General features: G+C 44.2%; 13 protein-coding genes. 8 read left to right on the top strand and 5 right to left on the bottom strand.

Annotated features, from left to right (window positions below):
- Positions 1 to 12: 12 nt before the first annotated feature.
- Both AACT19_RS00895 and AACT19_RS00890 read right to left on the bottom strand, forming a co-directional pair.
- Positions 13 to 756 carry a copper homeostasis protein CutC gene (locus AACT19_RS00895; RefSeq protein WP_076644816.1) on the bottom strand — a complete coding sequence of 248 codons (744 nt, stop codon included), beginning with the start codon at positions 754 to 756 and terminating at the stop codon, positions 13 to 15.
- Between the two features lie 319 nt (positions 757 to 1075).
- Positions 1076 to 1684, bottom strand: a complete 609-nt coding sequence (locus AACT19_RS00890; RefSeq protein ID WP_004735077.1) for a peroxiredoxin C — start codon at positions 1682 to 1684, stop codon at positions 1076 to 1078.
- A 209-nt stretch (positions 1685 to 1893) separates the two neighbouring features.
- On the opposite strand from AACT19_RS00890, the gene AACT19_RS00885 reads away from it, so the two are divergent.
- The gene (locus AACT19_RS00885) at positions 1894 to 2799 is read left to right on the top strand and encodes a hydrogen peroxide-inducible genes activator (protein ID WP_004735078.1); all 906 of its coding nucleotides are present in this window, start codon (positions 1894 to 1896) and stop codon (positions 2797 to 2799) included.
- A 108-nt stretch (positions 2800 to 2907) separates the two neighbouring features.
- Here AACT19_RS00885 and AACT19_RS00880 read toward each other — a convergent pair whose 3' ends face one another.
- Both AACT19_RS00880 and AACT19_RS00875 read right to left on the bottom strand, forming a co-directional pair.
- Positions 2908 to 4848, bottom strand: coding sequence for a HAMP domain-containing methyl-accepting chemotaxis protein (locus tag AACT19_RS00880; RefSeq protein ID WP_076644815.1), 1941 nt, complete (start codon positions 4846 to 4848; stop codon positions 2908 to 2910).
- Positions 4849 to 5123: 275 nt separating this feature from the next.
- Entirely contained in the window at positions 5124 to 5567 is a 444-nt protein-coding gene (locus tag AACT19_RS00875; protein ID WP_004735084.1) for a CBS domain-containing protein, read from the bottom strand.
- Positions 5568 to 5901: 334 nt separating this feature from the next.
- On the opposite strand from AACT19_RS00875, the gene queA reads away from it, so the two are divergent.
- The 5 genes from queA to secF all read left to right on the top strand — a co-directional run bounded on the left by queA (position 5902) and on the right by secF (position 11564).
- Positions 5902 to 6954, top strand: a complete 1053-nt coding sequence (gene queA / locus AACT19_RS00870; RefSeq protein WP_076644814.1) for a tRNA preQ1(34) S-adenosylmethionine ribosyltransferase-isomerase QueA — start codon at positions 5902 to 5904, stop codon at positions 6952 to 6954.
- A 194-nt stretch (positions 6955 to 7148) separates the two neighbouring features.
- Positions 7149 to 8285 (top strand): tRNA guanosine(34) transglycosylase Tgt, encoded by a 1137-nt coding sequence (gene tgt / locus AACT19_RS00865; RefSeq protein ID WP_004735086.1) that lies wholly within the window; start codon positions 7149 to 7151, stop codon positions 8283 to 8285.
- Between the two features lie 110 nt (positions 8286 to 8395).
- Positions 8396 to 8725 (top strand): preprotein translocase subunit YajC, encoded by a 330-nt coding sequence (gene yajC / locus AACT19_RS00860; RefSeq protein WP_004735087.1) that lies wholly within the window; start codon positions 8396 to 8398, stop codon positions 8723 to 8725.
- Between the two features lie 20 nt (positions 8726 to 8745).
- Positions 8746 to 10602, top strand: coding sequence for a protein translocase subunit SecD (gene secD, locus AACT19_RS00855; RefSeq protein ID WP_004735088.1), 1857 nt, complete (start codon positions 8746 to 8748; stop codon positions 10600 to 10602).
- 14 nt (positions 10603 to 10616) lie between these two features.
- The gene (gene secF, locus AACT19_RS00850; protein WP_004735089.1) at positions 10617 to 11564 is read left to right on the top strand and encodes a protein translocase subunit SecF; all 948 of its coding nucleotides are present in this window, start codon (positions 10617 to 10619) and stop codon (positions 11562 to 11564) included.
- 246 nt (positions 11565 to 11810) lie between these two features.
- Here the strand turns inward: secF and suhB are convergent, their stop codons facing one another.
- A complete protein-coding gene (gene suhB / locus AACT19_RS00845; RefSeq protein ID WP_004735090.1) occupies positions 11811 to 12614 on the bottom strand; it encodes an inositol-1-monophosphatase in 804 nt (267 codons plus the stop codon).
- Positions 12615 to 12794: 180 nt separating this feature from the next.
- Between suhB and trmJ the strand changes: the two genes are divergently transcribed.
- On the top strand, positions 12795 to 13523 hold the full coding sequence (gene trmJ, locus AACT19_RS00840; protein WP_004735091.1) for a tRNA (cytosine(32)/uridine(32)-2'-O)-methyltransferase TrmJ: 729 nt from the start codon (positions 12795 to 12797) through the stop codon (positions 13521 to 13523).
- A gap of 116 nt (positions 13524 to 13639) precedes the next feature.
- Entirely contained in the window at positions 13640 to 14161 is a 522-nt protein-coding gene (gene iscR, locus AACT19_RS00835) for a Fe-S cluster assembly transcriptional regulator IscR (RefSeq protein WP_017079865.1), read from the top strand.
- Positions 14162 to 14175 lie beyond the last annotated feature (14 nt).

Genomic DNA, 14175 nt, shown 5'->3' with positions numbered 1-14175 from the left:
GCGACTATTGCCCTAAGCGATGAGAGCGGCTCTCATACTGGATATCTTGCTAGCATCAGTTACTGGTATCTGATAATCATCAATATCATCACTGCCCATTTGAGCGCTTGAGTTGCTTTCCATTAGACTCGGTCTTGTCGATTTACCTGAAAGGTGAAGTGCAGGTACTTGGGTGGTGCTTTGAATCATCTTAGCATTCGTTGCATTGACGCCAGCGCCAGCCATGATATCGATTCTTCCATCGGCTTGTTTGACCATATCTGCGAGCACATTGATGCCTTGCTCAGCATTAACAGCAAGCCCTGATGTTAGGATTCTTTCACATCCAAGTGTGATGACCTGTTCTAATGCTGTTTGGTAATCAGAGCTTTGATCAATAGCTCTATGGAACGTCATTCCAAGCTTCAATGAGTACGCTTTGTCAGCCAGTTGCTGCATTTTTGGCATATCAATACTTCCGTTCGGCGCTAATACACCCAGTACGACTCCATCCAACCCTGTACTTGCACAAGCTTCAATATCTTCAAGCATACAGAGCATATCGTCATTATCGAAAATGAAGTCGCCTTGTCTTGGTCGTATCATCGCGTAGACAGGAACGGACGAAATTTTTGCCGCTTGCTTCATCATTCCGAAGCTTGGAGTTAACCCGCCAAGTGCCAATGAAGAGCAAAGCTCAATTCGGTTCGCGCCACCAGATAGTGCGTTATGTAGAGATTCTAAGTTATCGATACAGACTTCAATTTCGGTGTTCATCATGTTTATCCGTTCAAAAAGATACTGATGAAATCATAGCAATCTAGATACGGATATGAATAGGTGGTCGCAGAGGAAAATAGGGGTAAAGTTTGTTTTTGTAATTACCTCTATTAATTGTTGCAGAGGGAGCTTTGGGGAAGTGGAAGGCTGTCGAATAGATATGAAAAAAGCCCGAAGCGTTAACTTCGGGCTTTTAATAGGACTTTACTTCTTAACTGATTGGCGGTGCGCTTTGCGCTATTAGCTTATGCTTTATTTCTCTTTATAGAGAGTCTTCCAACCATTAACCTGAGTTGAGTTCAGGCTTAAGAGGTAATTACTTGCTTAGGTCGTCAGCGTGCTCAGATAGGAACGCAGCAACACCTGTTGGTGATGCGTCCATACCTGCTTTGCCTTCTTCCCATTGTGCAGGACAAACTTCACCGTTCTTCTCGTGGAAGTTTAGTGCGTCTACCATGCGTAGCATTTCGTCGATGTTACGACCTAGTGGAAGATCGTTAACTACTTGGTGACGTACAAGGCCGTCAGCGTCGATTAGGAAAGAACCACGGAAAGCAACGCCTGCTTCTGGGTGCTCAACATCGTATGCTTTGCAGATCTCGTGCTTAACGTCAGCAATTAGAGGGTACTTAACTTGACCGATACCGCCATCAGCGATAGCAGTGTTACGCCATGCGTTGTGAGAGAATTGAGAATCGATTGAAACACCGATTACTTCAACGCCTTTAGCTTGGAAATCTTCTAGACGGTTGTCGAAAGCGATTAGCTCTGAAGGACAAACGAAAGTGAAGTCTAGTGGGTAGAAGAAAACTACAGCTTTCTTACCTTTAGTGAATTCTGCGAAGTTGAAGTTATCAACGATCTCACCGTTACCTAGAACAGCTGCTGCAGTAAAGTCAGGGGCTTGACGACCTACTAGTACCATTTGGAATCTCCTAAAAAATTAGTTGGCCCAACACATCTTTGTTTGGGCTCCGTTTCTACGGGACAAACTATAGTACAATCGGTACTATAGAAAAAAGCGAATTAAATAGATTAAGTTAATCGAAAAAAGCGATGAGCTTAATCTTTGCCCAGTCCTTAGGTCTACTGACCTTTACGTAACTTATCCTACTCATATTACAAAGTAATTTCATGAATAAATGGCCAAGTCTAAAGCAGCTTCATTATCTTGTTACCCTTCACGAAACTCGTCACTTTAGCGACGCTGCGGATCGCTGTTTCGTCAGTCAATCTACGCTAAGTAAAGGCATTCAAAACCTCGAAGAGCTGATTGGTTGTCCGCTTTATGAGAAGAAAGATAAAAAGAGCCCATTGGTTTTCACTCAAGCGGGTGAGCTGGTGGTTAAGCACGGTCGAGAGCTATTGGCGAAAGGGCAAGATCTTGTCGAACTTGGAAACTTGTGTAATGGGGATGCGATGCAAGGGCAGCTAAGAGTCGGGTGTATCCCTACCATTGCGCCATTCCTTCTGTGTGATTTGGTTCAAGAAGCCAATCATCGTTTTCCTCAGTTGAACTTACTGTTACGTGAAGACACGACGACTAACTTATTGGCTGCATTACGTCATGGTGAGTTAGATGTGTTGATTCTGGCTTTGCCTGTTGATATCGACAACATGGAGAGCAAAGTTGTTGGGCAAGACCCGTTCAGAATGGTGATCAGTCGTAATCAAGCAGATGGCATTCGTGTTCCGATTAAATACGATGACTTGCCAGATGAGTCTGTATTTTTGCTGGAGAACGAGCACTGCTTAACCGAGCACGCGGTATCAGCTTGTAAGTTAACCGACAAAGAGAAGATAAATCCGTTCACCGCCACAAGCCTCCACACATTGGTGCAAATGGTGGCCAATGGTTTAGGAACCACCTTTATTCCGCAGATGGCCATCGACCACGGTTTGCTTGAAAACCAAAACCTAGTGGTGATCGATCCTCCAGGCCAACAGGCATACCGAGATATTGGTCTGGTCTGGCGACCAAGTTCGTCTCGTCTAGAGACATTCCATCAGTTAGCGGATGTGGTGTCTGAACTGCTGTAAAATTTAGAACATTAAACAAAAAGAGCGGCCATTTTAGCCGCTCTTTTTGTTTGTTCATTTGAGAAGAAAAACGCCACAAACAGTGGCGTTGGAAATTTATTTACAGCATTAGATTTTGAAAAAACTCAGCAAGTCTTTTTGTTTAACGGCTAATGAAGATAACTCCTCACTCGCTTGCTTGCTTTGTTCAATACCTGAAACATTTTGGTGAACGATATCAAAGGTCAAAGAAACATTTTGTGAAATATCCTGTGTGACTCCTGATTGCTCTTCAGATGCTGTCGCTACTTGTGTATTCATATCTGAAATCAGGCTCACGGATTCAGTTATTGATGCAAATGCAGTTCTAAGCTGTTCGCTGTAATGACGCGACTCTACGGCTAACGATAGGTTAGATTGCATGAATTGATTGGCATCTTTCGCTTGCGCTTGAAGTCGAGAGATTATCTCTTGAATATCAACGGTTGATTGTTGTGTTTTAGCCGCCAGAGAGCGAACTTCATCAGCAACGACAGCAAACCCACGCCCTTGCTCACCAGCTCGTGCCGCTTCAATTGCTGCATTTAACGCAAGCAAATTCGTTTGTCCGGAAATCGAGTTGATCACTTCAATAACAGTGCCGATCTCTACCGAATACTCTTGCAGTTGATTGACGATGTTTGATGTTTCTTCGATTGAGTCTTCAACCTTGCGAGAGATATCATCGGATGCATCGAGTGAAACTCCTCCCTCTTTGACATTGGAAGTTGCACCAGTTGCCGCGTTCTCAGCACTAGCAGCATTGTGGCTGACTTCATTCGCCGTACTAGAAAGCTCATTGATGGCTGTTGCTATTTGTTCCATTTGACTCAGTTCTTGTTGAGCGTTCCCCTCGGTTTGGCTCATTACGGCTGTTAACTCAACTGAAGCTGCTGATACATTGTCTGAAATTTGGTGGAAACCATCGATGATACGACGTAGTTCTTGGCGCATTTCTAAAATGTTGGCGTATATACCCGTCTCTTTACCTGTTACTGGAATCTGTTTTGAAAGATCGCCTGAAGCAACTTCTTCGACAATTGCTTGAATATCGCTAGGCTCTCCCCCTACGACTTTCCAGACGCTACGATAAATCGAGATGGCAATGCCAAGGGCAATCGCGATAACAATAATTGAAAGAGCACCTAAGATAAATTGAGCATTTGAAAATCGTTCAACCATGCTTGGTCCGACGGAGTCTTGTTGTGACTTGGTAGATAGCTTTATTTCTTCAATTGTTTTCGCCGCATTGCTACCAGCAACATCAAGGGTGCCAGAAACGATACGGTTTCGTTCGTTTATTGTGTCAACGACTTCTGAAAATGCCAGACGGTAGGCTTTAAAAGCGGTATTAAAATCAGTTAAGTATCGTATTTGCTCGTTCGACATTAGTTGAGATTCTATTGTTTCTACAAGCAACGCTGCTGATGCAAATTCTTTTTCTGCTCGCTGAGCATCTTCTGTGTTGTTACTGGTCAGAAATTTAGAAGCATACAATCTTGATAGCAATACGTGTTGTTGAAGTTGTCCTGAACTAACTGCAACCTCTAAATCCTCTTCAGCAGAAGCTTGGTTCATCAGGTTAGTTACTGCTTTTCGCATGTTTAAACCTGATGGGTCTAAATCTTCTTTAACTAAGTTGTTTCTAGTGTTTACCAGTTGAACAACCTTTTTGAATCCTTGATTGTATTGCTTAAGCTGATTTTCTATCGCTAAGAACTCATTTTTATGGAGGTCGTCAAGATGAGCCTCTAACACTCCTTCGATCAATTGAATTGATGTCGTGATACGTTTATCTAGCTCTGATGCATGAGATGGAACAGGGTTCTTTACGTATTTTAACGCAGATAAACGAGCTTCCAATATATTGGCTTGAATTCGTCCAGTAGATACACTCGTGAGTGCGAGAGAACGGTAGGTATTGAATCCATCACTTGATTGATAAAAGCGCAATGAAGCAACGATTGAAATAACTAAGATCAGCGCGAGAATCACGCCAAAACCCAAGGACAGCAATTTCTTTAAACTCATAGATATCATTCCTAATGAAGCAGCTTGTTTTCATTTCTAACAAATTCTTACATTATTCCAACGAGAAATATATCAATAAATCCAATTGGAGCCTTACATTCTCATATATAAAAACAGTAAGTGAGGTCGGTTTATTGAGAGGCCTGAACTTTGGAACTGGTCTCTAAGAAGAAATGAGGGTTGTAGTGAGTTTCACTGTGAATATGTGATAGTTGGACATGTAAAGAGCCTTGGGTTGAAAGGCTCTAGGGGGATAGTGGATAGCACAACGCTGGTTAACTTTCGACTTCTTCTGGTTCGACTTCTTCCTGTAGCTCTAATAAGTTAATCGCTATCGTGACAAAGTCGCTGTCTGTAATAATGCCTACTAGTTCGTGATTTTCTACGACAGGTAAACAGCCCACTTTGTGTTTCTGCATATAGATAGCCGATTCTTTTAATCCAGCACGCGGCTCTACTGACATAACACTTTTGTGCATGATGTCGTTGAGGGGAGTGGCAAGAGTAAAAGATTGAGCTTGTGGGATGTTTTGTAGGCTGGATTCTTGAGCGGCTAGAACGTCTCGCTGTGTGACGACGCCAAGTAGTTGCCTGTCGGAATCAACGACCGGAATATGGCGGATATCAAGCGCTTCCATCATGTGCTTAGCATCGGCCAGTGAGTGTGAGCGCAATAGAGTATGAGGGTTGCGAGTCATCATATCTTCAACCTTGATCATACGAACCTCCTTCTTTTTTATTTGTTGCTATTACTATAGTTTTTTATCCAAAAAATAACTGAGATCTGACGCATTCTTGGATGAGTTTTATGCAACTAATTCTTTAGTTTGAGGTGGTGAATCAGTAGCATTATTTTACGCCTCTTTACAATAATCCAGTGCTGTAAACCTTGCTATTGCGGCTCGTGTGCCTATACTAGCCCACTGCGAAATTTTTAGTCGTGTTTGTGATGTGTTTCTGGTAACGATTGACTTACCGTAACGATTGATTTGCAACCATGATTTATTATTCGTCAACAGCACAAATCTCATCAACTAAGACAAGACTACAAACATGCAAGTTTCAGATTTTCACTTTGACCTACCAGATGAACTCATTGCTCGCTACCCTCAAGAGGAGCGCACAGCAAGCCGCCTGCTTAAATTAGATGGCAACAGCGGTAACCTAGCTGATGGTTCGTTTAAAGACGTTTTAGACTTGGTTGAGCCAGGCGATCTTGTTGTTTTTAATAATACTCGCGTGATTCCTGCTCGTGTATTCGGTCGCAAGGCCTCAGGCGGTAAGCTTGAAGTGCTAGTGGAACGTATGCTCGATGAGAAAAGCATTCTTGCGCATGTTCGTTGTTCTAAATCACCGAAGCCGGGTACCAAGTTGTTCCTTGGTGAGAATGATGAGTATGAAGCTGAAATGGTAGCGCGTCATGATGCGTTGTTTGAAATCCATTTCACTTCCGATCAAAGCGTTCTAGAAATTCTTAACAGTGTTGGTCACATGCCACTGCCTCCTTACATCGATCGTCCTGATGAAGATGCAGATAAAGAGCGCTACCAGACTGTCTATAATGAAAAGCCGGGGGCGGTTGCAGCGCCAACAGCAGGCCTTCACTTTGATGATAAGCTAATGGCTGGCATGAAAGAAAAAGGTGTCGAGTTTGCTTACGTGACGCTTCACGTTGGTGCTGGCACGTTCCAGCCGGTAAAAGTAGATAATATTAACGATCACCACATGCACGCAGAGTACGTTGAAGTACCGCAAGAAGTGGTTGATGCCGTTGCAGCAGCAAAAGCTCGCGGCGGACGCATTATCGCTGTCGGTACAACCTCTGTGCGTTCACTAGAAAGTGCGGCTCAAGATGCATTGAAAAATGGCACTGAGTTAGTTCCTTTCTTTGGTGACACAGAAATCTTCATCTTCCCGGGTTATGAATACCAGTTGGTGGATTGCTTGATTACCAATTTCCACTTACCAGAATCAACATTGATCATGTTGGTGAGTGCATTTGCTGGTTATGACAATGTGATGGGCGCATACGAGCACGCAGTGAAGAGCGAATACCGTTTCTTCAGCTACGGTGATGCGATGTTCATCAATAAGAAAACGAGCTAATTTTAGCTGGTTATAAACGATATAAGCAGAATTTACGGGTGCTAGCAGTAAGCTAGGAGTCGGGCAGGGTGTCTGTCTAATCTCTCGCAAGGAATACGCGACCGCTCCTCATAGAACTCGCTAGATTGAACTTCTGTTTAGCTTAAGGTTCTGAATTATCAGTCAGATTGTTTCTCTGGCATATTGGAGGCTTCGTGAAATTAAAATACGAACTTAAAAAAACAAACAGCGGCGCACGTCGTGGTCAACTTCAGTTTGAACGTGGTAGCGTTGAAACACCAGCATTCATGCCTGTAGGTACTTACGGTACGGTTAAAGGAATGACACCTGAAGAAGTGAAAGACACAGGTGCTGAAATCTTGCTAGGTAATACGTTCCATCTATGGTTACGCCCTGGTCAAGAAATCATGAAACTGCACGGTGACTTGCACGATTTCATGAACTGGAAAGGACCTATCCTGACTGACTCAGGCGGTTTCCAAGTATTCAGCCTAGGTGCGACGCGTAAAATCACTGAAGAGGGTGTTCACTTCCGTAACCCTGTAAACGGTGACAAGATCTTCATGGACGCTGAAAAGTCGATGGAAATCCAAAAAGATCTAGGCTCAGACATCGTAATGATCTTTGACGAATGTACGCCTTATCCTGCAACGCATAAAGAAGCTAAAGACTCGATGGAGATGTCTCTTCGTTGGGCTCAGCGTTCACGCAATCACTTTGACAAGCAAGAAAACCCGAACTCACTATTCGGTATCGTTCAAGGTGGCGTATACGAAGACCTTCGTGACGTATCCGTTAAAGGCCTAACAGAAATTGGTTTTGACGGTTACGCTGTTGGCGGCCTAGCAGTAGGCGAACCAAAAGAAGACATGCACCGTATTCTTGAGCACACATGCCCTCAACTGCCGGAAGATAAGCCACGTTACCTAATGGGCGTAGGCAAACCTGAAGACTTAGTTGAAGGTGTTCGTCGCGGTATCGACATGTTTGACTGTGTAATGCCAACGCGAAATGCACGTAATGGCCACCTGTTTGTCACTGAAGGTGTGATCAAGATCCGTAATGCGAAGCATAAAACGGATACAACACCACTAGATTCAGATTGTGACTGTTACACTTGTAAGAACTACAGCAAGTCGTACTTGCATCATTTGGATCGTTGTAACGAAATCCTAGGTGCTCGACTGAACACGATTCATAACCTGCGTTTCTACCAACGAATTATGTCAGACATTCGTCAATCTATTGATGAAGACCGTTTTGAAGAGTTCGTTGCTGAGTTCTACGCAAGAATGGGGCGTGAAGTGCCACCGTTAGGTAAAGAATCTTAGTATTTCTTTTTTGCGAGCCCCATCTCTCTTCCGAGAGTTGGGGCTTGAAAATAAAGGGATACAACCCAATTAGACAAACAATTACCAAAATATAATAGAGGATGTTTTTAATGTTTATTTCTCAAGCTCACGCAGCAGTAGAAGGTGCACCAGCAGGCGGCGGTTTCGAAATGCTTATCATGCTAGGTATGTTCGCTGTGATCTTCTACTTCATGATCTACCGTCCACAAGCTAAGCGCGTAAAAGAGCATAAGAGCCTTATGTCTTCTATGGGCAAAGGCGATGAAGTTCTAACAAGCGGCGGTCTAATCGGTAAGATTACTAAGATTGCAGAAGACAGCGACTACGTTGCTATCGAACTGAACGCAAACAACGAAGTTGTTATCAAGAAAGACTTCGTTACAGCAGTGCTACCAAAAGGTACTCTGAAATCACTATAAACAGCTAGAGGATCCTCGCTGTGCTAAACCGTTATCCGTTATGGAAGTATTTGATGGTGGTGTTTGCCATCGCTATCGCCGCGTTGTACGCACTTCCGAATATATACGGTGAAGATCCGGCAGTTCAAGTTACAGGGGCGCGTGGCGCCTCTGTAGATCTGTCTACGCTGGATGCTGTCACCAATGCTCTGGAAGCAGAGAACCTTTCTACTAAATCCGTTGCTCTAGAAAACGGTTCCATTCTTGTTCGCTTTAACGATACAGATACGCAAATTAGTGCCCGTGATATCATCACAGAAGCACTAGGTGATGATGTTATCGTTGCTTTAAACCTTGCGGCTTCAACTCCTGATTGGCTTGAGTCTATTGGTGCTGCACCAATGAAACTGGGTCTTGATCTACGTGGTGGTGTTCACTTCTTAATGGAAGTGGATATGGATGCTGCGATGCAAAAGCTAGTTGGCCAACAAGAAGAAGCCTTCCGTAGTGAACTTCGTGAAGAAAAAATTCGTTACCGTGCTATTCGCCCATCGGGTAAAGATGCAGTTGAAGTGATTCTACGTAACGAAGAGCAGCTTGCTGAAGCGAAATCGCTACTGCAATCTAAGCACCAAGATATGACGTTCGTAGATTCAGAATCTAATGGTCGTTTCTCTTTGGTTGCTCGTTTTACAGATGCTCGTCTTCAAGAAATCCGTAACTACGCAGTAGAGCAAAACATTACCATTCTACGTAACCGTGTTAACGAACTTGGTGTTGCTGAGCCTTTGGTTCAACGTCAAGGTGCTAGCCGTATCGTAGTGGAATTGCCTGGTGTTCAAGACACGGCGCGCGCTAAAGAAATTCTTGGTGCAACGGCGACACTTGAGTTCCGTGAAGTTGATAGTAGTGCTGACTTAGCCGCTGCCGCTTCTGGTCGTGCCCCTGCGGGTAGCGAAATCAAGCAAGACCGTGATGGTCGCCCTGTGGTACTTAAGAAGCGCGTTATTCTAGGCGGTTCAAGTATTACTGATGCAAGCTCAAGTGTTGATGAATATGGTCGCCCACAAGTTAACATCTCGCTAGATAGCGAAGGTGGTAGCAAGATGTCTACATTCTCTCGTCAGAATATCGGTAAGCTTATGGCTACGGTATTTGCAGAGTATAAAGACAGTGGTCGTAAAACACCTGAAGGTCGAGTGATCTTAAGTAAGCACGAAGAAGTGATCAACCAAGCGACGATTCAATCTGCGCTAGGTCGTAACTTCCGTATTACGGGTATCGACTCAACGGCTGAAGCTCATAACTTGGCACTTTTACTACGTGCTGGTGCGTTGATTGCGCCTATCTCAATTGTAGAAGAACGTACGATTGGTCCATCTATGGGTCAACAAAACATCGATATGGGTATCATGGCGATGGTTTGGGGTATGGCTGCAGTAATGTTGTTTACACTGCTTTACTACCGTACTTTCGGTTTGATTGCGAACGTTGCTCTGATGGCTAACTTGGTGTTGATTATCGGTGTGATGTCAATGATCCCGGGGGCTACTATGACTCTTCCAGGTATTGCCGGTATCGTATTGACGGTTGGTATGGCGGTCGATGCCAACGTACTTATCTTTGAGCGTATACGTGAAGAACTTCGAGATGGACGCAGTCCACAACAAGCGATTCACCAAGGTTATGCGAACGCATTTAGCACCATCGCCGATGCCAATATCACCACACTACTAACAGCAATCATTCTATTTGCTGTAGGTACAGGTGCAATTAAAGGCTTCGCGGTAACGCTGTCTATCGGTATCTTAACTTCAATGTTTACAGCTATTGTCGGAACACGTTGTATCGTGAACCTGATGTATGGCGGCAAACGCGTTAAGAAACTGTCGATCTAAGGCTAGGAATTAATATGTTTCAGATTCTAAAAGCAGAAAAAATGATCGACTTTATGCGTTGGTCAAAGGTTGCCTTTTTATTCTCAATCTTGATGATTGGTACTGCCATCTTTACCTTAACAACGAAATCGTTGAATTGGGGTCTGGATTTTACCGGTGGTACGCTGATTGAAGTGGGTTTTGAGCAACCAGCAAACCTACCTGATATCCGTAGTGCACTAGAAGCGGAAGGTTTCGGTGATGCAACGGTACAGAACTTTGGTTCTGCACGTGAGGTCATGGTTCGTTTACGTCCACGTGACGGTGTTGCTGGCGAAACGCTTGGTAACCAGATCCTGTCTGCAATTAAAGATGGTACCGGTGAGCAAGTTGAGATGCGTCGTATCGAGTTCGTTGGCCCTAATGTGGGTGACGAGCTAACAGAAGCGGGTGGCCTTGCTATCCTTGTTTCTCTGATCTGTATCTTGATCTATGTGTCAGTGCGATTCGAATGGCGTTTGGCAGCAGGTGCGGTATTAGCACTGGCGCACGACGTTATCATCACACTGGGTGTGTTCTCTCTAATGCAAATTGAGGTGGATCTTACCATCGTAGCAGCCTTGCTAACGGTAGTCGGTTATTCCCTCAACGATACCATAGTCGTATTTGACCGTATTCGTGAGAACTTCCGCAAGATGCGTAAGGGTGAAGCACCTGAAGTACTGAACAGCTCAATCACACAAACATTGAGCCGTACATTGATTACTTCTGGTACAACGTTATTCGTAGTTATCGCGCTGTTCGCTCAGGGCGGTGCTATGATTCACGGCTTCGCGACTGCACTTCTATTGGGTATTACCGTTGGTACTTATTCTTCTATCTACGTTGCATCTGCACTCGCTATGAAGTTGGGTATTACGCGTGAACACCTAATGCCACCACAAGTGGATAAAGAAGGTGAAGAGTTTGACGAGATGCCTTAGGCCTTGGCTTAATACGTTTCGCTAAACCAAAAAAAACCGCTAGGCAACTAGCGGTTTTTTTACGTCTGTATTCTGTCGATAAACTCAACGTAATGTATCGGCGAAGTGCGTTGTGCTCGTCGCAACTAACCGCAATCTTGGTCGTAGCTCGTAGCTCGTATCGCAGATACAAAAAAGCCCCGCAATAGCGAGGCTTTGAAATTTCTATGCGCCCTTGAAAAAAGGAGCATTAACGTAAGGTCTGAATTACTTCAGCATACCTTCGTTAGAGTTCTCACGAACGTGCTTAAGAATAGACTTAACACCACGTGCGCTTGAAGCAACAACATTACCAGACGTCATGTAATCAGTACCGCCAGCAAAGTCAGTCATGATAGCGCCAGCTTCACGAGCGATTAGATCGCCAGCTGCTAGATCCCATGGCTTAAGGCCTAGTTCTAGGTAACCGTCAACACGGCCAGCCGCTAGGTAACATAGGTCAAGTGCTGGAGAGCCAGTACGACGGAAGTCCGCACAATCAACGAATAGACCAGAGATGATCTTCATGAAAGATTCAGAGTGTTGTTTTTGCTTGAATGGGAAACCAGTTGCTAGAACAGTACCTTGAAGGTCTTTAAGCTGAGTAACACGCATACGAGCGTTGTTAAGTTGAGCGCCAGAGCCACGTTGAGCTGTGAATAGCTCGTTTAGCATTGGGTCATAAACACAAGCAACTTCTGTACGACCGTTCATACGAACAGCAATAGATACAGAGAAGTGAGGGAAACCTTTTACAAAGTTGTTGGTGCCATCTAGTGGGTCAACGATCCATTGTACGTCAGAATCTTTACCTTCAGTCAGGCCTGACTCTTCAGAAATAATGCTGTGCTCTGGGTAAGATGATTTGATTGTCTCAATAATCATGTACTCAGCTTCTTGAGCAATGTTAGTAACGTAATCGTTGTTACCTTTTAGAGACGATTCGATCTTATCAGTTGTTTCTAGAGATTTAGCAATATGGTTGCCAGCTTTACGCGCAGCGCGTATCGCAATGTTTAGCATTGGATGCATAGGTTTTTCCCACAAGATGTTAAAGAACAGTTTAAAGCGGCGGCGAGTATACCAAATTTTTTGCAAAAGGGAAGTGGTTGTTTTTTGAACTCTTGAATTCACATTACGAGAAGGGTCTGACCATTTTACTTTGCTATGTGTTAATATCTCGCGATTATTTTTAAAGTGGTGTCATATAGCATGTTAGACAATGTAAAAGTCGTTCTGGTTGGTACGTCTCATTCAGGGAATATCGGATCAGCAGCTCGCGCAATGAAAGTGATGGGTTTGAGTCAATTAGTTCTTGTAGACCCTCAATGTGAAGTTGACGAGCAGACCTTAGCACTGGCTGCGGGTGCTGGTGACATCGCAGAAAACGCGACCATTGTGTCTACATTGGATGAAGCAGTAAAAGACTGTGGTTTGGTGGTCGGTTCAAGTGCTCGTTCAAGAACGCTTGAATGGCCAATGCTAGAGCCTCGTGAGTGCGGACAAAAGTTTGCCGTTGAAGGTCAAAAACACCCAGTCGCATTAGTCTTCGGCCGTGAGCGCACGGGCTTGACTAACGATGAGCTTCAGAAGTGCCACTTCCATGTATGTATCCCAGCCAACCCTGAGTACAGTTCATTGAACCTAGCGATGGCTGTGCAAACGCTAAGCTATGAAGTTCGCGTGGCACACCTTGATATGGTTGCGAGCCAATATCAGCCACAGCAACAAGATGAGTACCCACGTCACGAAGAACTAGAAATGTTCTATGAACACCTTGAAAAAGTGATCATTGATACCCAATTTATCTCTAAGGATAAACCGGGTCAGGTGATGAACAAGCTACGTCGTCTGTTCAGCCGAGCTCGTCCTGAACTGCAAGAGATCAATACTCTACGTGGTATTTTGACTTCAATTGAGAAGAGCAAAAACGACAAATAAAACCCACTCTGCTTGTAGGGATGAATACCTGACTAAAATAGTCAACTAAATACTTGACCAATTTAGTCGGGTATGGGAAAATTCCAACCACATAAACAATGTGGATACGGTGTGATATGAAACTTACATCTAAAGGAAGATATGCGGTAACAGCTATGCTAGATGTAGCACTGCATTCGCAAAAGAGCCCAGTTCCTCTGGCTGACATTTCAGAGCGACAAGGCATCTCGTTATCTTACTTAGAACAACTATTTTCTAAGTTACGTAAAGCTGGCTTAGTTGCTAGTGTTCGTGGTCCTGGTGGTGGTTACCGTTTAGGTGCTGAAGCGAGCGACATCGCTGTCGGAACTGTGATTGCTGCAGTAGACGAATCAGTGGACGCAACTAAGTGTCACGGTCGAGCAGACTGCCAAGGTGGTAGTCGTTGTTTAACTCACACTTTATGGCGTGATTTAAGCTCCCGAATCAGCAGCTTCTTAAACGACATTACGCTCGGTGAGCTAATGAAAGATAACGAAGTTTTACAGATTTCTGATCGTCAAGATATCGATCTTGCGGTTAATAATGGTTTTGCACATAAAAATACGAGCACTACAACGATTAGTGCAGCACCTCACGGTGTTAATGCCCGCTCTTAGCGGTCAGTTTTTAC

The sequence above is a fragment of the Vibrio sp. 10N.222.47.A9 genome (assembly GCF_963872585.1).
GTDB lineage: Bacteria > Pseudomonadota > Gammaproteobacteria > Enterobacterales > Vibrionaceae > Vibrio > Vibrio splendidus.
The sequence above is the reverse complement of the archived record's forward strand: the minus strand, read 5'-3'. Positions and strand labels throughout refer to the sequence as shown.